29 protein-coding genes are annotated in these 25,345 nt (G+C 73.7%); 17 read left to right on the top strand and 12 right to left on the bottom strand.

Annotation, left to right across the window (positions count from 1 at the left end; all coding sequences use genetic code 11):
• Window positions 1-139 precede the first annotated feature (139 nt).
• From ABZY33_RS22490 to pip, 5 genes are read left to right on the top strand one after another with little or no spacing between them, the layout of a single operon-like run.
• Window positions 140-1,543 carry a M20/M25/M40 family metallo-hydrolase gene (locus tag ABZY33_RS22490; protein ID WP_356493416.1) on the top strand — a complete coding sequence of 468 codons (1,404 nt, stop codon included), beginning with the start codon at window positions 140-142 and terminating at the stop codon, window positions 1,541-1,543.
• The gene (locus ABZY33_RS22485) at window positions 1,540-3,090 is read left to right on the top strand and encodes a YfcC family protein (RefSeq protein ID WP_356493399.1); all 1,551 of its coding nucleotides are present in this window, start codon (window positions 1,540-1,542) and stop codon (window positions 3,088-3,090) included. The genes ABZY33_RS22490 and ABZY33_RS22485 overlap by 4 nt, the downstream gene beginning before the upstream one ends.
• A gap of 45 nt (window positions 3,091-3,135) precedes the next feature.
• The gene (locus ABZY33_RS22480) at window positions 3,136-3,876 is read left to right on the top strand and encodes a uracil-DNA glycosylase (RefSeq protein ID WP_356493398.1); all 741 of its coding nucleotides are present in this window, start codon (window positions 3,136-3,138) and stop codon (window positions 3,874-3,876) included.
• Window positions 3,877-3,886: 10 nt separating this feature from the next.
• Window positions 3,887-5,119, top strand: a complete 1,233-nt coding sequence (locus tag ABZY33_RS22475; RefSeq protein ID WP_356493397.1) for an MFS transporter — start codon at window positions 3,887-3,889, stop codon at window positions 5,117-5,119.
• Window positions 5,120-5,138: 19 nt separating this feature from the next.
• Window positions 5,139-6,125, top strand: coding sequence for a prolyl aminopeptidase (gene pip / locus ABZY33_RS22470; RefSeq protein ID WP_356493396.1), 987 nt, complete (start codon window positions 5,139-5,141; stop codon window positions 6,123-6,125).
• Here pip and ABZY33_RS22465 read toward each other — a convergent pair.
• Genes ABZY33_RS22465 through ABZY33_RS22455 form a run of 3 tightly spaced genes read right to left on the bottom strand, consistent with a single transcriptional unit; the run spans window position 6,079 to window position 7,662 of the window.
• Entirely contained in the window at window positions 6,079-6,486 is a 408-nt protein-coding gene (locus tag ABZY33_RS22465) for a (2Fe-2S) ferredoxin domain-containing protein (RefSeq protein ID WP_356493395.1), read from the bottom strand. The two genes, pip and ABZY33_RS22465, sit on opposite strands and share 47 nt — an antisense overlap.
• A gap of 14 nt (window positions 6,487-6,500) precedes the next feature.
• Window positions 6,501-7,166: a GntR family transcriptional regulator gene (locus ABZY33_RS22460; protein WP_356493394.1), complete on the bottom strand. Its 666-nt coding sequence runs from the start codon at window positions 7,164-7,166 to the stop codon at window positions 6,501-6,503.
• A gap of 46 nt (window positions 7,167-7,212) precedes the next feature.
• Window positions 7,213-7,662, bottom strand: a complete 450-nt coding sequence (locus ABZY33_RS22455; protein ID WP_356493393.1) for an ATP-binding protein — start codon at window positions 7,660-7,662, stop codon at window positions 7,213-7,215.
• Between the two features lie 307 nt (window positions 7,663-7,969).
• Between ABZY33_RS22455 and ABZY33_RS22450 the strand changes: the two genes are divergently transcribed.
• The 3 genes from ABZY33_RS22450 to ABZY33_RS22440 are packed head-to-tail and all read left to right on the top strand — an operon-like array spanning window position 7,970 to window position 9,802.
• Window positions 7,970-8,803: a helix-turn-helix transcriptional regulator gene (locus tag ABZY33_RS22450; protein WP_356493392.1), complete on the top strand. Its 834-nt coding sequence runs from the start codon at window positions 7,970-7,972 to the stop codon at window positions 8,801-8,803.
• Window positions 8,800-9,006 (top strand): DUF397 domain-containing protein, encoded by a 207-nt coding sequence (locus ABZY33_RS22445; RefSeq protein ID WP_356493391.1) that lies wholly within the window; start codon window positions 8,800-8,802, stop codon window positions 9,004-9,006. The genes ABZY33_RS22450 and ABZY33_RS22445 overlap by 4 nt, the downstream gene beginning before the upstream one ends.
• 4 nt (window positions 9,007-9,010) lie before the next feature.
• Window positions 9,011-9,802, top strand: coding sequence for a nucleotidyltransferase domain-containing protein (locus ABZY33_RS22440; RefSeq protein WP_356493390.1), 792 nt, complete (start codon window positions 9,011-9,013; stop codon window positions 9,800-9,802).
• Here the strand turns inward: ABZY33_RS22440 and ABZY33_RS22435 are convergent.
• Entirely contained in the window at window positions 9,787-10,326 is a 540-nt protein-coding gene (locus ABZY33_RS22435) for a 2'-5' RNA ligase family protein (protein ID WP_356493389.1), read from the bottom strand. The two genes, ABZY33_RS22440 and ABZY33_RS22435, sit on opposite strands and share 16 nt — an antisense overlap.
• Window positions 10,327-10,464: 138 nt before the next feature.
• Here ABZY33_RS22435 and ABZY33_RS22430 point away from each other — a divergent pair, with 138 nt between their 5' ends.
• On the top strand, window positions 10,465-12,240 hold the full coding sequence (locus tag ABZY33_RS22430) for an FUSC family protein (protein ID WP_356493415.1): 1,776 nt from the start codon (window positions 10,465-10,467) through the stop codon (window positions 12,238-12,240).
• 254 nt (window positions 12,241-12,494) lie between these two features.
• Here ABZY33_RS22430 and ABZY33_RS22425 read toward each other — a convergent pair whose 3' ends face one another.
• Complete coding sequence (locus ABZY33_RS22425; protein WP_356493388.1) at window positions 12,495-13,340, bottom strand: serine protease; 846 nt, start codon at window positions 13,338-13,340, stop codon at window positions 12,495-12,497.
• Window positions 13,341-13,630: 290 nt separating this feature from the next.
• On the opposite strand from ABZY33_RS22425, the gene ABZY33_RS22420 reads away from it, so the two are divergent.
• Both ABZY33_RS22420 and ABZY33_RS22415 read left to right on the top strand, forming a co-directional pair.
• Window positions 13,631-14,323 (top strand): DUF899 domain-containing protein, encoded by a 693-nt coding sequence (locus ABZY33_RS22420; RefSeq protein WP_356493387.1) that lies wholly within the window; start codon window positions 13,631-13,633, stop codon window positions 14,321-14,323.
• A gap of 164 nt (window positions 14,324-14,487) precedes the next feature.
• Window positions 14,488-14,670: a hypothetical protein gene (locus ABZY33_RS22415; protein WP_356493386.1), complete on the top strand. Its 183-nt coding sequence runs from the start codon at window positions 14,488-14,490 to the stop codon at window positions 14,668-14,670.
• A gap of 38 nt (window positions 14,671-14,708) precedes the next feature.
• Here the strand turns inward: ABZY33_RS22415 and ABZY33_RS22410 are convergent, their stop codons facing one another.
• Together ABZY33_RS22410 and ABZY33_RS22405 are read right to left on the bottom strand one after the other, a co-directional pair.
• Window positions 14,709-15,149, bottom strand: a complete 441-nt coding sequence (locus tag ABZY33_RS22410; protein ID WP_356493414.1) for a hypothetical protein — start codon at window positions 15,147-15,149, stop codon at window positions 14,709-14,711.
• Between the two features lie 61 nt (window positions 15,150-15,210).
• Window positions 15,211-15,681 carry an ATP-binding protein gene (locus ABZY33_RS22405; RefSeq protein ID WP_356493385.1) on the bottom strand — a complete coding sequence of 157 codons (471 nt, stop codon included), beginning with the start codon at window positions 15,679-15,681 and terminating at the stop codon, window positions 15,211-15,213.
• Between the two features lie 291 nt (window positions 15,682-15,972).
• On the opposite strand from ABZY33_RS22405, the gene ABZY33_RS22400 reads away from it, so the two are divergent.
• The gene (locus ABZY33_RS22400) at window positions 15,973-16,842 is read left to right on the top strand and encodes a helix-turn-helix transcriptional regulator (protein ID WP_356493384.1); all 870 of its coding nucleotides are present in this window, start codon (window positions 15,973-15,975) and stop codon (window positions 16,840-16,842) included.
• Window positions 16,843-17,115, top strand: a complete 273-nt coding sequence (locus ABZY33_RS22395; RefSeq protein WP_356493383.1) for a DUF397 domain-containing protein — start codon at window positions 16,843-16,845, stop codon at window positions 17,113-17,115.
• A 102-nt stretch (window positions 17,116-17,217) separates the two neighbouring features.
• On the opposite strand, the gene ABZY33_RS22390 is transcribed toward ABZY33_RS22395, so the two are convergent.
• Both ABZY33_RS22390 and ABZY33_RS22385 read right to left on the bottom strand, forming a co-directional pair.
• Complete coding sequence (locus tag ABZY33_RS22390; RefSeq protein ID WP_356493382.1) at window positions 17,218-18,708, bottom strand: glutamate synthase subunit beta; 1,491 nt, start codon at window positions 18,706-18,708, stop codon at window positions 17,218-17,220.
• A gap of 87 nt (window positions 18,709-18,795) precedes the next feature.
• A complete protein-coding gene (locus ABZY33_RS22385; RefSeq protein ID WP_356493381.1) occupies window positions 18,796-19,281 on the bottom strand; it encodes an anthrone oxygenase family protein in 486 nt (161 codons plus the stop codon).
• Window positions 19,282-19,371: 90 nt separating this feature from the next.
• Between ABZY33_RS22385 and ABZY33_RS22380 the strand changes: the two genes are divergently transcribed.
• A complete protein-coding gene (locus ABZY33_RS22380; protein ID WP_356493380.1) occupies window positions 19,372-20,007 on the top strand; it encodes a uridine kinase in 636 nt (211 codons plus the stop codon).
• A gap of 16 nt (window positions 20,008-20,023) precedes the next feature.
• On the opposite strand, the gene ABZY33_RS22375 is transcribed toward ABZY33_RS22380, so the two are convergent.
• The gene (locus tag ABZY33_RS22375) at window positions 20,024-21,151 is read right to left on the bottom strand and encodes a magnesium and cobalt transport protein CorA (RefSeq protein WP_356493379.1); all 1,128 of its coding nucleotides are present in this window, start codon (window positions 21,149-21,151) and stop codon (window positions 20,024-20,026) included.
• Between the two features lie 176 nt (window positions 21,152-21,327).
• Here ABZY33_RS22375 and ABZY33_RS22370 point away from each other — a divergent pair, with 176 nt between their 5' ends.
• Together ABZY33_RS22370 and ABZY33_RS22365 are read left to right on the top strand one after the other, a co-directional pair.
• On the top strand, window positions 21,328-22,128 hold the full coding sequence (locus ABZY33_RS22370) for a methyltransferase domain-containing protein (protein ID WP_356493378.1): 801 nt from the start codon (window positions 21,328-21,330) through the stop codon (window positions 22,126-22,128).
• 117 nt (window positions 22,129-22,245) lie between these two features.
• Entirely contained in the window at window positions 22,246-22,620 is a 375-nt protein-coding gene (locus ABZY33_RS22365; protein ID WP_356493377.1) for a cupin domain-containing protein, read from the top strand.
• Window positions 22,621-22,688: 68 nt separating this feature from the next.
• Here ABZY33_RS22365 and ABZY33_RS22360 read toward each other — a convergent pair whose 3' ends face one another.
• Window positions 22,689-23,282, bottom strand: a complete 594-nt coding sequence (locus ABZY33_RS22360; protein WP_356493376.1) for a methylated-DNA--[protein]-cysteine S-methyltransferase — start codon at window positions 23,280-23,282, stop codon at window positions 22,689-22,691.
• Between the two features lie 45 nt (window positions 23,283-23,327).
• Window positions 23,328-24,203 (bottom strand): glycerophosphodiester phosphodiesterase family protein, encoded by an 876-nt coding sequence (locus ABZY33_RS22355; protein ID WP_356493375.1) that lies wholly within the window; start codon window positions 24,201-24,203, stop codon window positions 23,328-23,330.
• 271 nt (window positions 24,204-24,474) lie between these two features.
• On the opposite strand from ABZY33_RS22355, the gene ABZY33_RS22350 reads away from it, so the two are divergent.
• Window positions 24,475-25,323, top strand: coding sequence for an MHYT domain-containing protein (locus tag ABZY33_RS22350; protein ID WP_356493374.1), 849 nt, complete (start codon window positions 24,475-24,477; stop codon window positions 25,321-25,323).
• The last annotated feature ends 22 nt before the right edge of the window (window positions 25,324-25,345 follow it).

Below are 25,345 nucleotides of genomic sequence, written 5' to 3'. Positions count from 1 at the left end.
CGCCAGGGGAAACGCGCGGGGTCCCCCTGGGCGTCACCCCCGCCCCTCGGCGAGCCCCACCCCATCGCTCACCCCCAACCCGGATAATCCGGGCGAACCGCCTGTACCCGACAGCAAGGGACGCCCCGTCATGGCCGCGATGGAGCCGGACACCGACCGGAACGACCCGCCCGCCGGAGGCGACCCGCACGCCGAGGCCGACCGTCTCATGGCCGGGCTCCGCGCCGACCTGGAGCGGCTCGCCGCCATTCCCTCGGTCGCCTTCCCGGGCTTCCCGGCCGAGCCGGTCCACCAGGCCCACGACCTGCTCGTCGACCTCCTCCACGACGCGGGCGTCGCGCACGTGGAGCGCATCGACCTGCCCGACACGGCGCCGGTGATCTTCGCCGAGATCCCGCCGCCGACCCCGGACGCCCCGACCGTGCTGCTCTACTCGCACTACGACGTGCAGCCGGCCGGCGACGAGAGCCTGTGGCACTCGCCGCCCTTCGAGCCGACACCGGTCACGGAGGGCGGGGAGAGCGGCCTGCGCGCCCGCGGCATCGCCGACGACAAGGCGAACGTCATCGCGCATCTAGGCATGCTCCGCGCCTTCCAGGGACGCCCGCCCGTCGGCGTGAAGATCGTCTTCGAGGGTCAGGAGGAGTACGGCAGCGCCTTCGACGCCTACCCGCCCACCGACCCCGAGCGGTTCGCCTGCGACGCCATGGTCATCGCCGACCTGGGCAACCTGCGGCCCGGCACCCCGACCCTGACCACCGCCCTGCGCGGCGCCGCCGAGGTCGTCGTCGAGGTCCGCACGCTCCGGGAGCCGCGCCACAGCGGCGAGTTCGGCGGCGCCGCCCCGGACGCGCTGCTCGTCCTGCTCAAGGCCCTGGCCACCCTGCACGACGTGCACGGCGACGTCGCCGTGGCGGGGCTGCGCCGCGAGGAGTGGACCGGCGCGAGCTACACCGAGGACGAGTTCCGCGACCTCGCCGGCGTCGCGGCGGACCTCCCGCTCCTGGGCAGCGGCACCCTCGGCGAGCGGCTGTGGAGCGGCCCGGCCGTCACCGTCGTCGGCCTCGACGCTCCGAGTGTCGAGCACGCCGCGTCGGCCGTGGTCCCCTACGCCCGCGCCAGACTGAACCTGCGCTTCCACCCCCGCCAGGACCCGCACGAGGCGCAGGCCGCGCTCGTCGACCACCTCTCCTCGCTGCGGCCGTTCGGCGTCCCGCTCACCGTCACCCCCGGCGACACGGGCCCCGGCTACGAGGCGGCGACCGGCGGCCCCGCCTATCGCGCCGCCCGCGCCGCGCTCCGCGAGGCCTGGGGCACCGACGCCTCCTCCGTCGCGACCGGCGGCTCCATCCCGCTGGTCAACGGTCTCGCCCGGGCCGCGCCCGACGCCGAGGTCCTCCTCTTCGGCGCCCAGGACAGCATGTGCAACCTGCACGCCCCGAACGAACGCGTCCTCTTCTCCGAACTGCGCGCCACCGTCGTCGCCATGTGCGCGTTCGTCCGCGCGTACGCCGCCGGCTTCCGGGGCGGGCAGACGTCATGAGCACCGAGACGCGGGCGGCCGGGGGGCAAGAGCCGCCCGAGCCGCCCGAGCCGCCAGAGAAGAAGAAGTTCGCCTTCCCCAGCGCCCTGACCGTCCTCGCGGTCGTCACCGTCGCGATCTGGCTGCTGGCCTTCCTCATCCCCTCCGGCCAGTACGACCGGGGGGACGACGGCGCCCCCGTCGAGGGCACGTACCACCGCGTCGGCTCGGGCCAGTCCTTCCTCGACCACCTCGACGACCTGTTCCTCTCCCCGGTCAACGGCCTCTACGGCATCCAGGACCCCAAGACCTCCCTGGTCGCCCCGGACAACTCCGGTGACCTGTACGGCAGCGCGGGCGTCTTCCTCTTCGTGCTCGCCATCGGCGCGTTCATCACCGTCGTGTTCGCCACCGGCGCCCTGGACCGGGGCATCGGCCGCCTCGCGCACCGGCTGCGCGAGCGCGGCGCCCTGCTGATCGCGGGCGTGATGGTCGTCTTCTCGGTGCTCGGCACGGTCGAGGGGTTCGCCGAGGAGACCCTCGGGTTCTACGGCCTGATCGTGCCGCTGATGCTCGCGCTCGGCTACGACCGGATGACGGCGGTCGGCGTGATCATCCTGGGCGCGGGCGTCGGCGTGCTCTGCTCGACGGTCAACCCGTTCGCCACCGGCGTCGCCTCGTCCGCCGCGGACATCTCCCTCGGTGACGGCATCGCGCTGCGGTGCGCGATGTGGCTCGTGCTGACCGCGGTCACGGTCGCGTACGTCATCCGCTACGCCAGGCGGGTCCGCACGGACCCCGGCCGCTCGCTCTGCGGGTTCCTGCCCGGCGACAAGGACCAGGACCAGGCATCCTCGGACGCGGCCGAGGTCCCGGAACTGACCGGGCTGCACCGGGCCGTCCTCGTCGTCACCGCGCTCGTCTTCGCCTTCATGATCTTCTCGGTGGTGCCATGGGCGAGCGCGCTGACCGGCAAGGCCGACGCGGCCCCCTACGGCTTCGAACTCGGCTGGTCCTTCCCGCAGCTGGCGGCGCTGTTCCTGTGCGCGGCCGTGCTCGTCGGCCTCGTCGCGCGCATGGGGGAGCAGCGTCTCAGCGCGACGATCATCCAGGGCACCGCCGACTTCGTCTCCCCGGCGCTCGTCATCCTGCTGGCCCGCGGCGTCACCGTGATCATGAACAACTCGAAGATCACGGACACGGTGCTGCACGCCATCGAAGGCGTGGTCAAAGGCACCTCGTCCGGCATCTTCGCCATCATCGTCTTCGCCGTGAACCTGCCGCTGGCCTTCCTCATCCCGTCCACGTCCGGGCACGCCACCCTCGCCATGCCGATCCTCGCCCCGCTCGCCGACTTCGCGGGCGTCTCGCGCGCCGTCGTCGTCACCGCGTGGCAGGCGGCGAGCGGCTGGATGAACCTGTGGGTGCCGACGACCGCCGTCACCATCGGCGGCGTCGCCCTCGCCAAGGTCGGCTACGACAAGTACCTGCGGTTCGTGTGGCCGCTGCTCGCCCTGCTGTCCCTCCTGATCTGCGTGTTCGTGGCGCTGGGGGCCGCGTTCACCTAGCGCGGCCCGGGGCATGCGTTCGTAGACATGCCTAAGGTCGAAGAGATGAACGACGACGGACTCCGCGCGCTCGACGAGCGGGTCACCCACTGCCGGGCCTGCCCCCGCCTCGTCGCGTGGCGCGAGGAGGTCGCGCGCACCAAGCGGGCGGCCTTCGCCGACGAGCCGTACTGGGGCAGGCCCGTCCCCGGCTTCGGCCCGCCCGACGCGTCCCTGCTCATCGTCGGCCTCGCGCCCGCCGCGCACGGCGGCAACCGCACCGGCCGGATGTTCACCGGCGACCGCTCCGGCGAGGTGCTCTACCAGGCGATGTACGACGTCGGGCTCGCCTCCCGCCCCGACGCGATCTCCCTCGACGACGGCCTCACCCTGCACGGCGTGCGCATCACCTCGCCGGTGCGCTGCGCGCCGCCGGAGAACAAGCCGACGGTGACCGAGCGCGACACGTGCCGCCCCTGGCTGGTGCGCGAGCTGGAGCTGCTGCGGCCCACCCTGCGCGCCGTCCTCGTGCTCGGCGGATTCGGCTGGCAGGCGGCCCTGCCCGCGTTCACCGCGGCGGGCTGGACCGTGCCGCGCCCGCGCCCCGCCTTCGCCCACGGCGCCCGCGTCGACCTCGGCGGTCTCGCGCTCTTCGGCTGCTACCACGTCAGCCAGCGCAACACCTTCACCGGCCGCCTCACGCCCCCGATGCTGCGCGGCGTCCTGCGCACCGCCGCCCTGGAAGCCGGCCTGGACGTGGCACCGTTCGGCGCAACAGATCTGGAGCCGCCCCTTCCGCCTTCCTAGCCTGAAAAGGGTGACGACACCTTCTGCGCCGAAGACGCCCTCCACACCGGCCCCGGCCCCGCAGACGGGCAGCCACCCCCCGGCGGCGGCCTACCGCAACCTCATCGTGGCCACCCTCGGCTTCGCGCTGACGTTCTGGGCCTGGAACCTGATCGCGCCCCTCGCGGGCGTCTTCGGCTCGGACCTGAAGCTCAGCTCGTTCGCCCAGTCCTTCCTCGTCGCGGTGCCGGTGCTCGTCGGCTCCCTCGGCCGCATCCCGGTCGGCGCGCTCACCGACCGCTACGGCGCGCGGCTGCTCTTCCCGCTGATCTCGGCGCTCACCATCGTCCCGGTACTGCTGGTGATCCCGGCCCGGCACAACTTCGGCGCGATGATCGCCGTCGCCTTCCTGCTCGGCCTCGGCGGCACCACGTTCGCCATTGGCATCCCGCTGGTGAACTCCTGGTTCCCGCCCGCCCACCGCGGCCTCGCGCTCGGCATCTTCGGCATGGGCATGGGGGGTGTCGCCCTCTCCGGCTACTTCACCCCGCGCATGGCCAGACACGGCGAGAACCTGCCGTTCGTCGCCGTCGCCATCGCCCTGGCCGTCTACGCGGTGGTCGCGGCGGTCCTGATCACCGACCACCCGGACCGCAAGATCCCCACGACATCCCTCGGCACCCGCCTCGGCGCGGCCGGCAAGCTCCGCGTCACCTGGGAGCTGTCGGCGCTGTACGCGATCGGCTTCGGCGGCATCGTCGCCTTCGGCGTGTACCTGCCCACCTACCTGAAGACCTGGTACGAGCTGAGCCCCACCGACGCGGGCACCAAGGCGGCCGGGTTCGCGCTCGTCACTGTGATCTTCCGGCCCGTCGGCGGCTGGCTCTCCGACCGCGTCCACCCGGCGACCGTCACGGCGTGGGCACTCGCCCTCGTCGCCGTCTTCGCCATCCTCCAGGCCTTCGACCCCACCCTGAACCCGGTGGGCACGATCTGCTTCCTGCTGATGGCGGCCGGCCTCGGCACCGCGAGCGGCAGCGTCTTCGCCCTCGTCTCCCAGGTCACCCCGCAGCCCCAGGTCGGCTCGGTGACCGGCATCGTCGGCGCGATGGGCGGCCTCGGCGGCTTCGTCCCGCCGCTGGTCATGGGCGCGATCTACAGCGCCAAGGGCTCGTACTCCATCGGCTTCATGCTCCTGTCCGACCTCGCGCTCGCCGGATGCGTCTACGCGTACGGACGGATGCGCGGTGCCAAGGCGGAGTAACCCCGCGTAGGCTCGCCCGATGCCTCTCTACCCGGAGATCGAACCGTACGATCAGGGCCGTCTGGACGTGGGCGACGGCCACCGCGTCCACTGGGAGACCTGCGGCAACCCGGACGGCAAGCCTGCTGTCGCCCTGCACGGTGGGCCCGGCAGCGGCGCCTCGCCCTTCATGCGGCGCCTCTTCGACCCCGAGCGCTACCGGATCGTCCTGCTCGACCAGCGCGGCGCGGGCCGCTCCACGCCGTCCGCGGCCGCGTACACCACCGACATGAGCACGAACACGCTCCCGCACCTCGTCGCCGACCTGGAGCGGCTCCGCGCCCACCTCGGCATCGACCGCTGGCTGGTGTGGGGCGTCTCCTTCGGCTCGGTGCTCGGCCTGCGCTACGCCCAGACCCACCGCGACCGCGTCACCGAACTGGTGCTGACGGGCCTGGCCACCGGCAGCCGCGCGGAGGTCGACCTCATGACGCGGGGCCTCGGGAAGATCTTCCCCGAGGCGTTCGCCGCGTTCCTGGACGCGCTGCCGCCCGGGGAGCGGGACGGCGACCTCGCCGCCGCCTACCACCGGCTCCTGGAGTCACCGGACCCCGCGGTGCGCGACAGCGCGGCGCTCGCCTGGACCGACTGGGAGACCGCGATCGCCTCGCAGCCCCCGCGCTCCGTGCCCCGCTACCAGGATCCCGCCTTCCGCTACGGCTTCGCGCGCACCGTCACCCACTACTGGAGCCAGGACCACTTCCTCGGCGGGCCCGACACCGTGCTGCGCGATCTGCACCTGCTCGACGGCGTCCCGGCCGCCCTCGTCCAGGGCAGCCTCGACTTCGGGAACCTGCTCGGCATCCCCTGGCGCCTCGCGGGCGCCTGGCCGCAGGCCGGGCTCGTCCTCGTCGACGACGCGGGCCACAACGCGGGCGCGCCGGGCGTCGTGGACCGGATGGTTGCCGCCCTCGACCGGTTCAGCGCCCCCGGCGACGCCGGACGCGCTCGCCCTGCGCCTCGATGAACTGAAGCTCCAGGGCGGCCGGGGCCGGGGCCACGCCCGGGCCGCCCGCCCCGGCCCACGCCAGGATCTCGTCGGTCGCGTCGTCCCCCAGGGACCAGCCGATCCACGCGGCCCGGCCGCCGCGGGCGCGGCCCGGTCCGGACGGCTGCACCACGACCACGTTCGCCTGGTCGCACGGCCCGAGACAGTCGCTGACCCGCACCGCGAACCGGCCCCCGGACGCGACTGCCGCCGCCCGCATCCGCTCCAGCTGCCACGCGTGGTCGTATCCGGGGTACTTGCGGGCGTCGCCGCAGCAGCAGCCCCGGCACACCACGAGGGTGCAGGGACGGGTGCGGGCGGCGCCTATGAGGGTGGGCACGGTGCTCCTGGGCTCTACTGCGGGGGCGGGGTGGCGTCGTCGCCGAAGAGGTGACGGACGGTGGAACGGTAGTTGGTGCGCACGTGCCCGAGCGCCACGGCCCGGGCCCGCTCCGGGTCGCCGGCGGCCACGGCGTCGTACAACTGCCGGTGCTCCTCCAGCTGTTGGGACCACGCCTCGTTGCGCCGGGTCAGCCAGCGCAGCCGGCCGTCGACGGGCTGCATGACGCCGATCAGCAGGCCGTTGCCCGCCGTGGCCAGCAGACGGTCGTGGAAGAGGCTGTTGACGTCGGCGATCGTCTCGTCGTCACCGGCGCGGGTGGCCTTCGCCGCCTCGTCGAGCAGCTCCGCGAGGCGGGTCAGATCGGCGGGCTGCGCCCGCTCGGCGGCGAGACCGGCGGCGTAGACCTCCAGCGCCTCGCGCAGTTCATAGAGTTCGGCCACGTCGGTCCGGGTGAGGGTGCGGACGACGGCCCGGCGTGGCGTCTCGAACGTCACGAAGCCCTCCGCGAGCAGCGCCCGGATCGCCTCGCGCGCCGGCACCCGCGACACCCCGAACCGCTCCGCGACCTCCCGCTCGACCAGCCGGTCGCCCGGGCGCAGGCGGCCGCCGATGATGTCCTGCCGCAGCGTGGCGAGCACGCGCTCGCGCACCGCGCCCAGGGGTTCGACCGTTGTCATGGGACCATCTTCGCCGATCGGACGGGGCAGGGCGGGAGCGGGGGCTTTACCTGGCCTTGGCACACGCGGCGGCGGCGTCTTCGCCGAACGGCCGGCCGGTCGCGGTGGCCCACATGGTCTTGCCGGTGCCGTCCGGGCGAGGCGCGCAGCCCCAGGCGTCCGCGAGGGCGGCGACGAGGAGCAGGCCCCGGCCCGACTCGTCGTCGGGACCGGCCGGACGCCGGGCTCCGTGCGGCGGCCGCTCGTGCCGGGCGTCGGAGACCTCGATGCGGAAGGCGTCCGCGCCGGTCTGCGTCAGGCTGAGGTGGAAGTCGCTGCCCGGGACGTGACCGTGGCGGACGGCGTTCGCGGTCAGCTCGGCCGCGAGGAGGGTGAGCGTCTCGTTCACGGGACCGGTGTACGCGTGGCCCCAGGCGTTCAGGCGGTGGGAGACGAGACGGCGGGCGAGGCGGGCGCCGCGCGGCGTCGACGTGAAGTGCATGGCGAACTGGTGCATGCGAGCAGCGTCGTGCGGGCGAGGCGCTCCCGACCAGGGGCTACGCGGTGACGGACGGCGGTTGTACGCGGCGGCGCACCGGCTGTCGGACCGAACAGCCGTGCGAGGTACGGGCGTTGACGCATATGCCGCTCTTGGTGAGTTGAGCGGTCGGCGGGGGCGGCCGGGCGCGTACTGCATAGCGTTGGCTCCGCCGACGGGCGGGTTTTGTACGCGGGGGGCGGTGGGTTGTACGCGGTCCGCGGCGTGACGGGCGGGTGGGGGAGGGGAGTTGTTCCGGGGAGGGCGACCGTGAAAGGGGGCCGGTGTGGACGTGGGCGACGACGCGGTGAGCGGCGGTGAGGATGCCGGCGGGGTGCTGGTCTCGTTCGGACGGCAGCTGAAGCGCTTCCGCGAGTGGAAGGGGCTGAGCCGCGGCGAACTGGGTGAGCGGACCGGGTATTCGGCGGCCACCATCGCCTCCTTCGAGCAGGGGCGGCGCATTCCCCCGGCCCGGTTCATCGCGCGGGCCGACGAGGCGCTCGGGGCGCACGGGGTGTTGCGGGAACGGATGGAGGAGGTCGAGCGGGCGCAGTACCCGGCGTTCTTCCGCAGCGCGGCGCAGTTGGAGGCCAAGGCCGTTGCCCTGCACGTCTACGACAATCACGTCGTCAACGGCCTGTTGCAGACCGAGGAGTACGCGGAAGCGGTGTTCCGGATGCGGCGGCCCCTGTTGGACGAGGACACGGTGGCCCAGCGGGTCGCCGCCCGGTTGCGGCGGCAGGAGATCTTCGCCCGTACGCCGATGCCGACCATCAGCTTCGTGATCGAAGAGGTCGTGTTCCGGCGCCCCATCGGCGGGGAACGCGTCATGCGGGGCCAGTTGGAACAGCTGCTTCTGCACGCGCAGCGACGCAATGTGGAGATCCAGGTGATGCCTATCGTGCGGAGCGAACACGCCGGACTGGCCGGGCCGTTCACCTTGATCGAGTCGATGGAAGGGCGCCGGATCGCCTACGTCGAGGCGCACAAGGAGAGCCGTCTGCACACCCAGCGGAATTCGGTCCGTGAGTTCGAGGAGCAGTATGGAATCCTCAGGGCTCAGGCGCTCACGCCGCGTGAGTCGCTGACCCTCGTGGAGCGGTTGCTGGGAGACACATGAACGTCGAGAAATCGGTGCCGGACGTGGCTGAGCAGACGTGGTTCAAGAGCAGCTACAGCAGCGGTGAAGGCGGGCAGTGCCTTGAGGTCGCCACAGGCGCGGAAACGGTCCGCGTCCGGGACACCAAAGACCCCGCCCGAGCCGTCCTGGACGTGACCCCGCCGGCCTGGACGGCATTCGTGCGCTTCGCCGGGCGCGGCTGAGCGCATGAGCCGGCCCGCACAGGACGACACCGCCTTCCTCGACCATCTCGCCGACCGCCTCGCCGCCCTCCCCGGCGTCCGCGCCGTCGCCCTCGGCGGATCGCGGGCGCAGGGTACGCACACCGACGCCAGCGACTGGGACACCGCCGTGTACTACCGGGGGAGCGAGGGGGAGTTCGCGCCGCGGCACCTGCGCGAGACCGGCTGGGCGGGCGAGGTCTCCGAGATCGGCGGGTGGGGCGGGGGCGTCTTCAACGGCGGGGGCTGGCTGGAGGTCGACGGGCGGCGCGTCGACGTGCACTACCGGGACCTCGACAGCGTCGAGCACGAGCTGCGCGAGGCCGAGGCGGGACGGTTCCGCGTCGAGCCGCTGCTCTTCCATCTCGCCGGGATCCCCTCCTACCTCGTCGTCGCCGAACTCGCCGGCAACCGCGTGTTGCGCGGTGCCGCGCCCCGCGTCGACACCTACCCCGCCGCCCTGCGCGCGAGCGCGCCGCAGGAGTGGTGGGGCCGCGCCGGTATCACCCTGCACTACGCCCGCGCGGGCAACGTGCAGCTCGGCGGGCGGACCGAGGTGGTGGGCGCCGTCGCCGTCGCCGCGATGCAGGCCGGGCACGCCGTGCTCGCCGCTCGCGGGGAGTGGGTCACCAACGAGAAGCGGCTGCTGGCGCGCGCCGGGCTGCGGGAGATCGACCAGTTGCTCGGCGACGGATCGCTCGGCCTCGGCGACCTCGTGGACCGGGCGCGGGAGGTGCTGGAGCGGGCCGTGCGCGAGGCCGGTCACGAGACCGCCTGAACCCCGCCCCGCAGCGGGTACTCCGTCACGTCCCGCCACCCCGTTCCCCGGCCCTGCGTGACGATCAGGCGGACCGAGCGGATCTCCGCGCGCAGCGGCAGGTGGCGGAGGAAGGGGCCCGTCGGAAGACCGTCCGTGTCCTCGCCCGCCGCCAGCGTCAGGTGGGGGTCGAGCGGCTCGTCCCCGAAGACACCCCGGTAGGGGACCGCTTCCGGCCACCGCTCGCGCACCGCCTTCGTCAGGACGCGGAACGGGTCCGCGGGGGACGGGTGCAGGTACAGGACGCCCGGCCAGCGGCGGAGTTCGGCGAACGCGCAGGTGAAAGGCGGGAGCGCGGCGAAGGTCGCGCGTAGCTGCGCCTGCGTCGCCGCGGTGAGGCGCGCCAGCGGCAGGAAGGGGTAGAGCACCGTCACGTGGGCACGCGCACCCGTGCGGACCAGCGCGTCCGCCTCGGGAACGGGGATCGTCAGGGCAGTGTCGCCCGGAGCATCCGGCCAGCCGTCGGTGTCAGACGTCGTTCGCACGCCCAAGTGTCACATTGCGGAAACACATGCGTTCCCTCCGCTCCCGCACCCTCCCTTACGCTGGGGGAACCAGTCACCAGCTGGCCGATGTCGTCCGGCGCCACCGCGTCCCCGTACGACAGGAGCCTGCGCATCCCCATGATCCGCCCGCACCGTCTTCCGCCCTGGCTCGGCCACGCCCTGCGCGCCCAGCGCGCCCCCGTGCCCTGGCCCGCCGTCGTGCGGGGCGCCCTCGCCGCCGGACCGCTGCTCCTGCTCGCCGTCGCGGCCGGGCGGCCCTCCAGCGGCGTGCTGCTCGCCCTCGGTGCCATGCTCGCCGGGGTCAACGACCGGCCGGGCACCCGGCGCGCCGCCCTGACCCGGCTCGGCGGCCCCGCTCTGGCCGGTGGTCTCGGGATGGTCCTCGGCAGCTCCCTCGCGGGCCGCGGGTTCGTGCTCGTCGCCGTCTTCGCCGGGCTCGGGCTGGCCGGCGGGGCGCTCAGCGCCGCCGGGCCCGTCGCCTCGGCGGCCGGGACACAACTGCTCGTGACGGTGGCCGTCGGCGCCGGGATGCCGCTGCCGGAGCCGGGGTGGCAGCGGGCCCTGCTCTTCGCGGGCGGCGCCGCCTGGCTGATCGCCCTGCGGATCGCCCTGCCCTCACCGGCCCGCGGCCCGCGGACCGGACGGCTGCGCGGCTATCTGTACGACGGGGAACGCGCCGCCGTCGCCGCCGTCTACGACGCGGTCGCCGCGCTGCTGGACGCCGTCGGCGGACCGGACGCCCGGGCCCGCCGCGCCGCCCTCACCGCCGCTCTCGACCAGGCGCAGGACGCCCTGCGCGGCCGCGCGCCGGGAACCCGGGAGCTGCGCGCGCGGTACGCCGCCGCGCTGCCGCTCGCCGAGGCCGCCACCGCGCTGGCCTGGGCCGGGGAACCGGTGCCGGGGCGGGCCGCCGAGGGTCCGCGCCGCCTCGCGGCCGCCGTACGGTCCGCGGCCCCGGCCGGGGCGCTGCCCGCGCCGGCCCGGCTCGGCGCGGGGCTGCGGGCGCTGGACGAGGCGCTGTTGCGGGCCGCGGAGGTGTTCGACCGGGGGAGCGGCACCGAGCGCGCGGCCCGGCGCCGCGGCTCGCCCGCCGCCGCGCTGCGCCGGATCACCGGACCGGCCGGGCGCGAGTACGGGGTGCGCGTGGGGCTCTCCTTCGGGGCGAGCGCCGCCGTCGCCCAGGCGCTCCAGCCCGTGCACTGGTACTGGCTGCCCGCCACCGCCGTCTTCCTCGTCAAGCCCGATCTCGGGCCGCTCGTCTCGCGCGTGCTGTGCCGGGCCGCCGGGACGGTCGCCGGGGCACTGCTCTTCGCCGGGCTCGCCGCGCTGCTGCCCCGTCCCCTCGGCCTGGTCGCCCTGGTGGCCGTGTGCGGGGCGCTGATCCCGGTCGCCGCGCGGCACTTCGCCGCGCAGACCGCCGTCGTCACCGTGCTCGTGCTCTGCCTGGTGAGGGTCGGCGGCGAACCCGGCGCCTCCTGGAGCCGCGTCACCGAGACGCTGCTCGCCTGCGCCCTCGTGCTCGTGGCCGGGCACCTGCCGTGGCCCGGCGGGCACCGGGGCGGCGGCGTACGGGTGCGGCTCGCCCTCGCCCGCGAGGCCGCCCACGTGTACGCGGGGCATGTGCTGAGCGGGGACACGGACCGGGCCGGGCGGTGGGAGCTGCGGCGCGAGGCGTACCGGACGCTGGCCGAGGCGCGGGCGGCGGTGGAGCTGGCCGCGGTCGAACTGCCCGTCCTCGCGCGCCACTCCGACGGGGCGCGGCGGGTCACGGTCGTACTGGAGCACCTGGTCGACGCGGCCACCGCGTGCGCCGTGCAGGTCGACGACACCGGGCGAGTCCCGGTGCGGGACGCCGAGCGGATCGGGGGGTTGCTGGCCGAGCTTGCGGCCTAGGGTCTGTCTGACAATTCCCGTCGTCGCCCGGAGGGCGGCCGCGCGGCGTCTGGTGCGTGCTCTCGGCGTGCTGGGTGCAAGGCTTCGTACTGGACGTACTTGGCCTTGTGCCCGGTGCGGCGAGAGTGCGTGCCAGGCGTCGCGGGGCAGACGGGAATTGTCAGACAGGCCCTAGCACCGTCGGGGGCGCGGAAAGTGTGCCGACCGTCGCGCCGTCGTGGCTGGTCGCGCAGTTCCCCGCGCCCCTTACGGGGCTACGGTTTGGGCAGGGTGCAGCCCGTCGCCGAGAGGTCGAGCTTGTTGCCGATGCCGAGGCAGGGCACGATCCCGTACGTCTGCTGCGCGTAGTTGATGCCCTTGCGCACCGTCACCGTCCCGTTCTCGGCCACCTCGCACGGATTGTTGTCCGTGCACCGCTCGCCGTCCTCGTTACCGGTGTTGTTCACCGCGACGACCTTCTTGGTCGCCTGGTCGACCACCGGGGAGCCCGAGGTGCCGCCGATGGTCTGGCAGGCCGAGGTGTAGCGGACCGAGTCCTTCCAGGTCCACTCGCCCTCCTTCAGGCGGTACGCGAACCCGTCGACGGAGCAGTTGTAGATCCGCTTCCAGTAGCCGGAGACCACGCTGATCGCGGTCCCCTGCGCCGGGCGGGCCGCCGACAGCTCCAGGGCCTTGATGCCGTACGAGCTCTCGATCTTCTGGTAGGTGCTGGTGAGCTGGTAGAGCGAGACGTCCGTGTCGGTCATGGTGCCGTACACGACCTTGCTCGCCCGTAGCGTCGCGACCTTGCTGCCCGCCGAGTTGAGCAGGCCGAAGGTGCGCGACGAGGGCTGGTCGACGACGACCTCGCCGGGGCCGGGGAAGCCGGACTCCAGGCAGTGGCCGTTGGAGAGGACCAGCGCGGGGTCGGTCGGCTGGGAGTCCGGGACGCGGACGACAGAGCCGGAGCAGTTGCTGAGCGAGACCGTGCCGGCGAAGTTCACCGCCGCCGCGCGCGGCGCCGCCGACTCGTCGAGGGCTGCGGCGGGCAGGGCGCTCGCGCCGCAAAGGACGACGGTGAAGAGCGCGCCGACGGCCGATTTCATGCGGGGGGTGGTCATGTGGGGGGTTCCTCTCCCGTGCTGAGAGTGGTGCACCGGGTGGGGCATGCGCCATGTTTGGCATGAGCATTGTGATGGCGTACGGCTCACCGGACAACAGTGCCTTCTCAGCGAACGGGGATCGGCCGGATCCGTCCCGGCGCAGGCACGCCCGCCGTGGCCCGCACCCGCCCGCCAGCCGGCCCCCCGGCAACCTTCCGAAGATTTCTCCGGATTCCCGCGCGCGGAGCGATGAGTTGCGCCGCGCCGCCCGGTCACCCCTGCGAGAGATCCGAACCCGAGGAGGAACCATGGGCCTGCCCACTGCGGTCACGCGCGAGGAGTGGCGCGCCGCCCGCGCGGAGCTGCTCGCCCTGGAGAAGGCGGCGACCCGGGCGCGCGACGCGCTGAACAGCAAGCGGCGCGAGCTGCCCATGGTCGAGGTCGACACGGCGTACGTCTTCGAAGGCCCCGACGGCAAGGCCGAGCTGCTGGACCTGTTCGAGGGCCGCGCCCAGCTCGTCGTCTATCACTTCATGTTCGCGCCCGACTGGGACGCGGGCTGCCGCAGCTGCTCGGCGTTCCTCGACCAGATCGGCCACCTCGCCCATCTGCGGGCCCGGGGCACCGCGTTCGCGGCGGTCTCGCGCGCGCCCTTCACCAAGATCCTGCCGTTCAAGGCCCGGATGGGGTGGACGGTGCCCTGGTACTCCTCGCACCTCAGCGACTTCAACCAGGACTTCGGCGCCACGGTCCCCGACGGCGAGGGCCACCCCGAGGAGCGGCCCGCCCTCAGCTGTTTCGTGCGGGAGGGCGAGCGCGTCTTCCACACCTACTCGACGTTCGACCGCGGCCTCGACAACATCGGCTTCACCACGAACCTCCTGGACCTCACCGCCCTCGGCCGCCAGGAGGAGTGGGAGAAGCCGGCCGGACGTGCCTCCGCGCTGGGCGCGCCCGCGGGCAGCGCGCGCCTGCGCTACCACGACGAGTACCCGGACTGAAACCTGCGCCGGACCTGAGTGCGGTGGCCCGAGCCTGTCTCGACCAGGTGTCGATCCCGTCACGGCGCGCGTCCTAACCCGCTCTGTCAGCGTTCTCTGTCATACAGCGCCGGAACACACCGGCGCCGGAGCAACCGGCGCGAGCACGGGGGCAGGGACGGACGATGATCAACGGACGAGTGGTACTGCGGCGTTTCCCGGCCGGTGGACCCCGCGGCTCCTGGCCCGCCGAGGAGTTCGCGCGGCTGCGCCGCGAGGAGGGCCAGTCCGCCGAGGTGGTCATGGACCTGGCGACGGACGCGTTCCTGGTGATCGTGCGGGAGGCGGTGGCGCGGCCCGCCGGGTGAACCACCGGGGCTGCGCGCGGACCTCCGGCCGGCCCGGGTCAGGACGCGCCGATCGTCCTCGACCAGGCCGGGGTCGTCCCGGTCACCCGGCACAGCGCCAGGTACAGGGGGATCGGCGGGGTGTAGGGCACCGCGCTGTCCGGGCAGTGGATCAGATCGGGGGCGCGCCCGGCGGCCGGCACCAGGGCGCCGGCCGTGTAGCGCGCGGGCGCGGGCCACTCCAGCGCGACATCGGAGTCCGAGGGGACCAGCCACCACCAGTGCGCCCCGTCCGCGTACACGCACCCCATGTGCGGCAGGCGCCGGGTCATCGCGCGGGCGAAGGCCTCCGGGACCGCCACCGCGTCGCAGCCCAGCGGGGCCGTCATGCCGTCCGGCACGCTCAGCCGCACGGGGGCCGCCGGGGCGGGGGCGCGCCGTCTCCGGGCGAGCCCGACCAGCGAGTCCAGCTGCATCGTCCGCGTCGTCACCACGCCCATCCGTTCCCCGCTCAGCACGCTCGTCGTCGTTCCTCGCCCGCCCGGCCGGGGCGGGCCGCGCTCACCAGGCCCAGCCGGTGCCCGTGGCGGCGTCCGGTACGGGGCCGGGGCCCGCCGCCGTCCCCGCGTCGCGCGGCAGTTCCGCCCAGACGAGGAGACCGGGACCGGTCTCCTGGGCGCCCCACGCGGTGGAGACGGCCGCCACGAGGAGAAGCCCCCTGCCGTGCTCCTCCTCCGGCGTGATCCGGGCCGCCGTCCGGGGGTCGCCGGGGATGCAGCCCTCGTCGCGGACGGCTATCCGCACCCGCTCGCCGGCGTCGTCGCGCAGCTCGTGCAGTTCGCAGTGGATCCGTCTGCTGGCCGTGTGCACGATCGCGTTCGTGACCAGCTCGGAGACGACCAGGGCCGCCGCGTCGCAGGTGTCCTCGCACGCACCCCAGCCGGTGAGACGGGCACGGGTGAGGTGCCGGGCCTGGGCGGCGGAGCCCGGGTGGGGAGCCAGCTCGAAGCTGCTGCGCCGTGCCGCGTCCACCGCCGGGGTGGCCGAAAGGTCACTGAGCGTAGCTTCGCCGGCTTCTGTTCCTAAACGCGCGGACGGAGTCACGCTTGCCACTATCTCCCCGTCGTGAACACTTGGCAAGAGCCACTCTGAAAAGTGCAGAGTGCAGTGTGCCGTGCTGAGCGGACATGGCACACTGCTCGCGACAGCACGTCGCGCGGCGCCCTTTGCGGGTGAACCGCGGGAAACGGCCCGGAGGACGACCCCTCCGGGCCGTCGTCCGCGGCTGCACTTTCGAGACTCGACTACTGGGAGGTAAGGGGCGTGAGCGAACCGCGGTCCGCGCCGACGGTCGGCCAGGTCGTGCTCGGCCGACGCCTCCAGGACCTGCGCGAGAGCGCCGGGCTCAAGCGCGAGGACGCCGCGAAAGTACTCAGAGTGACCGCGGCGACCGTGCGCCGCATGGAGACCGCGGAGGTCGGTCTCAAGATCCCCTACCTTCAGCTCCTGCTGAAGTCGTACGGCGTCGCGGGCGACGAGGCCGACGCCTTCGTGCGGCTGGCGGAGGACGCCAACAAGCCGGGGTGGTGGCAGCGGTTCCACGACATCCTGCCCGGCTGGTTCTCCATGTACGTGAGCCTGGAGGGCGCCGCGGCCCTCATCAGGTCCTACGAACCGCACTTCGTGCCCGGCCTGCTGCAGACCGAGGAGTACGCGCGCGGCGTCCTCGCCTCCGGCGCCATAGGGCGCGCGCTCGCCGAGGACCCGGAGCTGGTCGAGCGGCACGTCGCGCTGCGCATGCGGCGCCAGGCCCTGCTCACCCGGGAGGACGCGCCCCGGCTCTGGGTCGTCATGGACGAGACCGCGCTGCGCCGCCCCGTCGGCACCGCGGACGTGATGCGCGGCCAGGTCGACCGGCTGCTCGACGTGATGGAGCAGCCGAACGTGACGCTCCAGGTCGCCGAGTTCGCCAGCGGCCCGCACCCGGGCACGTTCGGCCCCTTCGTCCTGTTCCGATTTGCCATGTCAGAACTGCCGGACATGGTCTACAGCGAGTACCTGACCGGCGCCGTCTACCTGGACGCGCGCCCCGAGGTGGCCACCCACCTGGAGGTCATGGACCGCATGGCGGCGCAGGCCGCGACGGCACAACGCACAAAGGAGATCCTCCGCGATCTCCGCAAGGAGCTGTGAATGGACCGGATCAAGGACCGGATACGAGGCGTCGACGGGAAGCCGGTCTACAACGGCATGCCCGCGCGCGACCTCGGCACCGACGGCTGGCACAAGCCGTGGAGCGGCGGCAACGGGGGCAACTGCCTCGAAGCCATGAAGCTGGCCGACGGCCGGGTCGCGGTCCGCCAGTCCTCGGACCCGGACGGGCCCGCCCTGATCTACACGCCCGGCGAGATCAACGCGTTCATCGAGGGAGCGAAGTCGGGGGCGGCGGACTTCCTGCTGTCCTGAGGGCGGAGCCGGCCGGGAACCAGATGAAGGGAGCGACTCCCGGACGGGGCGGGGGAGCGCTCCCCTTTCTCCGTTCGAGCGTTCTCTGCCCGCGCCGGGCGCTCAGGGCGTCATCGGCCGGTCGTGCGCCGCGATCGGCGCCGGCAGCTGGGTGCTCCCCGTCAGCCAGCGGTCCACGGCCGCCGCGGCGGCCCGTCCCTCCGCGATCGCCCACACCACCAGCGACTGCCCCCGCCCCGCGTCCCCGGCCACGAACACGCCCGGCAGCGCCGTGCCGAACTCCGCGTCCCGCGCCAGCGCGCCCCGCTCCGTGACATCGAGCCCCAGCTGATCGACGAGGCCGCCGGCCGGGCGCTCGGGCCCGGTGAAGCCCAGCGCGAGCAGTACCAGATCCGCGGGCAGCGCCCGCTCGGTCCCCGCCCGCGGCCGCCGCGCCGCGTCCACCTCCACCAGGTGCAGCTCCCGTACGTGCCCGTGCGCGTCGCCGGTGAGCCGCAGGGTCGACGCCGCGAAGAGCCGGGCGTCCGCGTCGGCGGCCGGCGCCGAGCGCAGCGCGGCCGCCTCCTCGTGCGCGGGGGAGAGCCGGTAGAGCCGCGGATACGTCGGCCAGGGCTCGGCGTCCTCGTCGCGCAGGTCACCGGGGCGGCCGTAGATGTCCAGCTGGGTCACGGACCGCGCCCCCTCGCGGACGGCCGTGCCCAGGCAGTCGGCCCCGGTGTCCCCGCCGCCGACGATGACGACGTGCCGGCCGGCCGCGCTCAGCGGGGAGACGTCGAGGTCGCCCGCGCGGACCCGGTTGGCCGGCGGCAGGTACTCCATCGCCTGATGGACGCCGGTCAGCTCCCGCCCGGGTACGTCGAGATCACGCCACGCGGTCGCCCCCACCGCCAGCACCACGGCGTCGTACCGCGCCCGCAGCTCCGCCGCCGTGCGGTCGCGCCCGATCTCCGCCGACGTATGGAAAAGCACCCCCTCGTCCGTCAACTGGCCGATCCTGCGCTCCAGATGACGCTTCTCCATCTTGAACTCAGGGATGCCGTACCGCAGCAACCCACCTGGCCGGTCGTCCCGTTCGTAGACGGCCACCGTGTGCCCGGCCCGCACCAGCTGCTGCGCCGCCGCGAGCCCCGCGGGCCCGGAGCCGACGACCGCGACCCGCCGGCCGCTCAACCGCTCCGGCGGCCGCGCCGCCACCAGCCCGTCCTGCCAGGCCCGGTCGGCGATCGCCACCTCGACGTTCTTGATGGTGACCGCGGGCTGGTCGATCGCGAGGACGCAGCCCGCCTCGCACGGGGCGGGACAGAGCCGGCCGGTGAACTCCGGGAAGTTGTTCGTGGCGTGCAGCCGCTCGCTCGCCGCCCGCCAGTCGTCCCGTGACACCAGCTCGTTCCACTCCGGGACGAGATTGCCCAGCGGGCACGCCGCATGGCAGAACGGGACGCCGCAGTCCATGCACCGGTCGGCCTGTGCGGTGACGATCGGCAGCAGCCCGCCGGGGACGTACACCTCGTCCCAGTCGGCGACCCGCTCCTCGACGGGGCGCCGGGGCGCCTCCCGCCGGGGCGTGGTGAGAAAGCCCTTGGGGTCGGCCATGGCCGTCTCCCTACGCCGCGGACCTTTCTGTCACGATACGTCCGGTGGGCGGCGGCGTGCGCGTCCAGGACTCCGGCCGCCGGGCCCTCAGGTCAGGGCCAGCACGAAGAGGGCCGACGCGGCGAGGGCGGCGGCGCCCCGGAGGTGGTTCCACCGCCCCCACGCGCGCAGATACGTACGCCAGTACGCGCCGCTGCTCTCGGCCGCCTCGCTTCCGGCAAGCGCCGCCAGAGCTTCGTTGCGCGGGATGTTCGCCAGGACCGTCACGCCGAACGAGCCGACGAGGTACAGGGCGCAGCCGAGGAGCAGCTCCACGGTGCCCTCGTCGGGCCAGAGCACGAACGTGACGACGGCGATCACCGCGCAGAGCAGGGCCGCGCCGAGAAAGACGGCCATGAAGGCCGGGTTGAGCGCCGCGGCGTTGACGGCGTTCATCGCCGCGATCCCCTGCGCGGCGGGCAGCGCGCCCAGTCCGCGCAGCACGAACGTGGAGAACGCGACGAACACCCCCGCGGACAGCCCGCACCACAGCGCGCCCAGCACGACGAGCGCGAAATAGGGTCCCTCGATCATTCCACCCCCCGGGTCCTTGCCGCGATCATCCCGCACAACGGCGGCGATGGCAGCGCTTTCCCGGAGCCGGCCTCCCGGCATCATGGAGGGGTGCGACTCCAAGCGATCACCTGGGAACGGCTCGGCGACGCTCTCGCCGAGCGGCTGCTCGACCTCACGCCCGCCGACGGCGGCCCCTGGCCGCGGGTCGCCTTCGACGGCGCCCCGGCCGCCCGCCCCGGCGAACTCGCCTCCCGGGTCGCCGACGCCCTGCGCGAGCGCGGCCTGCCCTCGCTGACGGTCGGCACGGCGGGGTTCCTGCGCCCGGCCTCGCTGCGCTACGAGTTCGGGCGCGAGGACGAGGAGTCGTACTACAGCGGCTGGTTCGACACGAAAGCGCTCTGGCGCGAGGTGTTCGGCCCCCTCGAACCGGACGGCACGGGCCGCGTCCTGCCCGACCTGTGGAACCCGGCCACGGACCGCGCCACACGCAGCCCCTACGTCGAACTCCCGCGCGGCGGCGCCTTGTTGCTGCACGGGCCGTTCCTGTTCAACCACTGGTTCCCGTTCGACCTGACGGTCCACGTGAGCCTGACCCCGGGGGCGCTGCGCCGCCGCACGCCCGAGGCGGACCGGTGGACGCTGCCCGTCTTCGCCCGCTACGAGCGCGAGACGGGGCCGGCCGGCCACGCCGACGTCGTCGTGCGCGCGGACGATCCCCGGCACCCGGCCTGGGCGCGGCGGTGACGGAGCGGCGGCCGGCTCACAGCCAGCCGTTGCGCTTGAACCCCCGGTAGACGCCGACACAGATCACCGCGATGACGCCGACCATGAGCGGATACCCGAACCGCCAGTGCAGCTCCGGCATGTGGTCGAAGTTCATGCCGTAGATCCCGCAGCCCATCGTCGGCACGGCGACGATCGCGGCCCACGCCGTGATCTTGCGCATGTCCTCGTTCTGCGCGACCGTCACCTGCGCGAGATGCGCCTGGAGGATCGAGTTCAGCAGGTCGTCGAAGGCCGCTATCTGCTCGGAGGCCCGCAGCAGGTGGTCCGACACGTCACGGAAGTACGCCTGGATCTCGGGCGGCACCACCGGGAACGGGCGGCCGGCCAGCTCCATCACGGGCCGGGCCAGCGGCGCCACCGCCCGCTTCAGCTCCAGCAACTCCCGCTTGAGCTGGTAGATGCGGCCCGGGTCGGTGCGGGCCCCGCCCGGGGCGAACACGTCGGCCTCGACCGCGTCGATGTCCGACTGCACCTGATCGGTCACCGTCAGATAGTCGTCGACCACGCTGTCCGCGATCGCGTGCAGCACCGCCGCCGGCCCCTTGGCCAGCTGCTCGGGCGCCGCCTCCAGGCCCTCCCGCACGGGCCCGAGCGAACCGTGCCGCCCGTGGCGCACGGTGATCACGAAGTCCCGGCCGACGAAGACCATGATCTCGCCGGTGTCGACCACCTCGCTGGTCGCGGTCAGCTCCGCGTGCTCGACGTAACAGACCGTCTTGAACACGGCGAAGAGCGTCTGCCCGTACCGCTCGACCTTCGGCCGCTGGTGCGCGTGGACCGCGTCCTCCACCGCCAGCGGGTGCAGGTCGAACAGCTCCGCGACGTCCGCGAACTCCAGCTCCGATGGCTCGTGCAGCCCCAGCCAGACGAACCCGTCGTCCGCCGCCCGCACCGCGCGCACCGCCTCCACCAGATCGCGGCCACCGCGCTCGCGCACCCCCGCGCGGTACGTCACGCAGTTCACCACCGCCGTGCCCAGCGGGGAGCGCGCCGGGTGGCTCAGATCGACCCGGGACCGCCGTCGCGCCAGCCGCGCGACCTTCCGCAGCCCGCCCACCCCGCGCAGGCCACCGACCTTCCGCAGGTTGCCCGCCATCGACATGCTCGGCTCCTCGCGCCCGTTCCCGTGCCGGTACGTGCTCGTACCCGGCCCGCCGCCCCGGCGCCGGGCCGGCGTGACCGGCCAGTCTGCCAGCCGCCCCGGACAGCCGGGCAACCGCCGCCCGGCCGTCCGGGGCGGAGCGCGGGTATCCGCAGACCGGCTGAGATGATCGGCCCATGACGCGCCCCGGCAGAGACGGCTATCTCCTCGACAACCGACAGCCCGAGGCGGGGCGGCGGTTCGACGCCTTCTCCACCCTTTTCGACCCACCGACCTTCCGGCACCTGGAGCGGCTCGGCATCGGTCCCGGGTGGCGCTGCTGGGAGGTCGGCGCCGGGGGCGCCTCGGTCGTCTCCTGGCTGGCGCGCACGGTCGGCCCGGCCGGCCGGGTCCTCGCCACCGACATCGACACGTCCTGGCAGGACGCCGCGCCCCCGGCCCCCGTGGAGGTGCGCCGGCACGACGTGGGCGCCGACGCGCCGCCCGCCGAGCGCTTCGACCTGGTGCACGCCCGGCTCGTGCTGGTCCATGTCCCGGACCGGGAGCGGGCGCTGCGCTCCATGGTCCAGACCCTGCGCCCCGGCGGCCACCTGCTGATCGAGGACGCCGACCCGGGCCTGCAGCCGCTGCTCTGCCCCGACGAGCACAGCCCCGCGCAGCAGCTGGCCAACCGGCTGCGCCACGGCTTCCGCGCCCTGCTCAAGGAGCGCGGCGCCGACCTCTCCTACGGCCGCAGACTCCCGCGTCTGCTGCGCGAGGCGGGCCTCGCCCGGGTCGAGGCGGACGCCTTCTTCCCGCTGACCTCACCCGCCTGTACGGCGCTGGAGCGGGCGACGGTGGAACAGATCCGCGCCACCCTGGTCGCGGCGGACCTGGCCACCGACGAGGAGATCGACCAGCACCTGGCCAACGTGGCGGAGGGCTCGATGGACCTGGCGACGGCGCCGCTCATCTCGGCGTGGGGGACGAAGGAGTAGCGGAGCGCCGGGGGAGGGCGGGCGCCGCGCTCTCGACGGGCCGTCCAGTCGGGGCCGCGCACACGCTACGAGCCGTCCAGTGAGCCCCGGGGCGCGGGCCGTCTAGGGTCGGCGACCATGACCACGAACGAACCGCCCGCCGCCGCGGCCGCCTCCTTCGCCCTGCACGTCCCGGACGTCGCGCTGGAACCGGAACCGCTCGACCCCGCCCAGATCGTCTCCGGCGACCCGGTCGTCACCGGCGCCGTGCTCTGGGAGTCCGCCGACGGCAGGCAGCTGCGCGGCGTCTGGCAGATCACCCCGGGCGTCGTCACCGACACCGAGGAGGACGAACTCTTCGTGGTGGTCAGCGGCCGCGCCACCGTGGAGGTCGAGGGCGCCCCCACCCTGCACCTGGCCCCCGGCACGGCCGCCGTGCTCCGGGCGGGCGACCGCACGACGTGGACGGTCCACGAGACGCTCCGCAAGGCCTATCACCTCACGCTGAGCTGAGCAGCCGCCCGCGGGTCCGTGGCCGTGCCGGGGGCCAGGTGCAGGGTGGGTGCGCTCCCGGGGCCCTCTCAGAAGAGCGGCTCGGGCAGCACCCCCTCCAGCGCGAGCAGCCGCCGCTTGGTCTCCAGGCCGCCGCCGAACCCGCCGATCCCGCCGTCGCGCTCCACCACCCGGTGGCAGGCCACCACCACCGGGAGGGGATTGGCCCCCATCGCGGCGCCCACGGCCTGCGCCGCGCGGGGCTGTCCGACGCGGCGGGCCAGCTCCCCGTACCCGACCACCGCCCCGTACGGCACCCCGGCCGCCAGCTCGCGCAGCACCTCCCGGTTGAACCCGCTGGTCAGCGACCAGTCGAGCGGCAGCTCGAAGGCGCGCCGCCGCCCGGCGAAGTACTCCGCGAGCTGGCGGGCCGCCTCGGCGAGCACGGGAGCGTGCGGCGCCTCGGCCGGCTCGGTGGCGAACCGGGCGGCGAGCCGGCCCAGCAGCGCGTCCCGCACCGCGTCGGTGGCGTGGAAGGCCACGGTCACCAGGCCCTCGTCCGTCGCGGCGAGCAGCAGGGGCCCGATGCCGGTGGCCACGACGGTCCACTCGACCCGCCGGGGCACGACCGGCGCGGCCGGCGGCTCGGGTGGTGCGCTCTCGTTCTGCCCGGTGGCGTCCATGCCGACCACGGTAGGGCCGGGCACTGACAACGCCGCCGCGCCCGGTCAGTCGTCGACGGCGTCGCTCACCACGTCCGGGGCGTTGGTGATGATCCCGTCGACACCGAAGGCGGCCACCCGCTGGGCGGTCGCCGCGTCGTTGACCGTCCAGGTGTTGACCTCCAGGCGCTTCTTGTGCGCGCCCTTGACGGCGTGGACGGCGCGCACGTAGTCCGCGTCGATCGTGGTGTTGCTCGGGTTGATCTGGTCGACGAACTGCGCGTATGCGGGCAGATCGGCCACGGCGGGGGTGCCCAGAAAGCCGGTCTTGATGGCGGGGCGCAACGCGTGCATGGTCCGCATGCTGTCCGCGCTGAAGCTCTGCACGACCAGCCGGTCCCGGACGTGGTCGTACCGCAGCCAGCCGTCCGCGCGGAGCTGGCGCAGGATCTGCGCCTCGATGCCCGGGTACAGCTCGGGCGACTTGATCTCCATGAGCAGCTTCTGGCGGTTGTGGTCGACCCGCCGCAGGTACTCGTGGAGGGTCGGCACCCGCTCGCCCGCGAACTCCGCGCCCTTCCAGCTGCCGGCGTCCAGCCTTTCGATCTCCGCGGCTGTGAAGTCCCGCACATTCCAGGGGGCGCGATCGGGAAAGACCTGCTCCACGTCGGTGGTCCGGTTCAGGGTCGTGTCGTGGATGACGACCAGGACGCCGTCCTTCGTGCGCTGCACATCGTTCTCGACCCAGGTGGTGTCCAGGTCGTCGGCCTCGTCGATGGCCTCCAGGGTGTTCTCCGGGGCGTAGGCGGAGGCGCCCCGGTGGGCGATGACCACGGGTCTGCCGTGCCCGGTCGCGGCCTCGGCGGCCGCGGGCAGGACCAGGACACCGATGACGACGGAGCCCGTCACCGAGGCGAGTGCGGCTGCTGCGCGTACGTACACGTCTGCTCCTCATGCGTCGTGAGATCACGGACGGCACGACACTGACAGGCAACGGCCGACAGAACACAGGCGAAGGATGGTCATAGGTTGAACGCCGTCACCCGCTCGCGACCGACCCCGCCTTCGACGCCGGACTTTCTTTGCCGGAAAATCGGTCGGGCGTCGTTCCGTGCGCTTTAATCTCAGCTTCAACCGCGGCCGCCCCAGTGGTCGTTGACACGGGAACGAGCAGGACATCTCGGGCAGGACACCGGCGGAAGGGCTGCGGCGCATGCGAGGGACGGTCGACGGCTTCAGTTACGGACTGGTTACGCCATTGGTGGCGTACTTCATGGCCTGCCTCGGTGGCGCTCTCGGTCTGCGGTGCACCACCAGGTCGCTGCTGGTGGCCGACACCTGGCGGGCCGGCTGGCTCGCGCTCGGCTCCGCGGCGATCGGCTCGGGCATATGGACGATGCACTTCATCGCGATGATGGGCTTCAGCGTCGAAGGGGTGCCGGTCCACTACGACAAGGCGCTGACGTTCGCGAGCCTCGGAGTGGCCATCGTCATGGTCGGCATCGGCGTCTTCATCGTCGGCTACAAGGGAGCGACCGGGCCCGCCCTGTTCACCGGAGGCACCATCACCGGCCTCGGGGTCGCGACGATGCACTACCTCGGGATGGCCGGAATGCGGCTGCACGGGACGATCGAGTACAACACCTTCCTGGTGGGCGCCTCCGTGGTGATCGCCATGGCGGCCGCCACCGCCGCCCTGTGGGCCGCCGTCCAGATCCGGGGCATCCTGTGGAGCCTCGGCGCGAGCCTGGTCATGGGGCTCGCCGTCTCCGGCATGCACTACATGGGCATGGCGGCCGTCAGTGTCCGCACCCACGGCGGCGCCACCGGCTCCCCCGGAGGGGAATCGGCCGCCGGCATCCTCGCCCCCATGATGGTCGGCCCGCTGTGCTTCCTGCTCCTGGCCGGCGTGGTCGTCATGTTCGACCCGCTGCTGGTCATGGGCCGCCCCGACTGGCGCGACGCCCTGGAGGCGGAGCGCGAGGGCCGCTCGCGCGCCGGTGTTCCGCGGCCCCGCCGGGCCCCCGACCGGTCCCTGCCGCGCACCCCGCAGGGCTGGTGACGCAGCCGCCCGCGAGGCGGAT

The sequence above is a fragment of the Streptomyces sp. NPDC006552 genome, from assembly GCF_040611655.1.
Taxonomy (GTDB): Bacteria; Actinomycetota; Actinomycetes; order Streptomycetales; family Streptomycetaceae; genus Streptomyces.
Note: the sequence above shows the minus strand (reverse complement) of the source record. Positions and strands in the feature narration are given on the sequence as shown.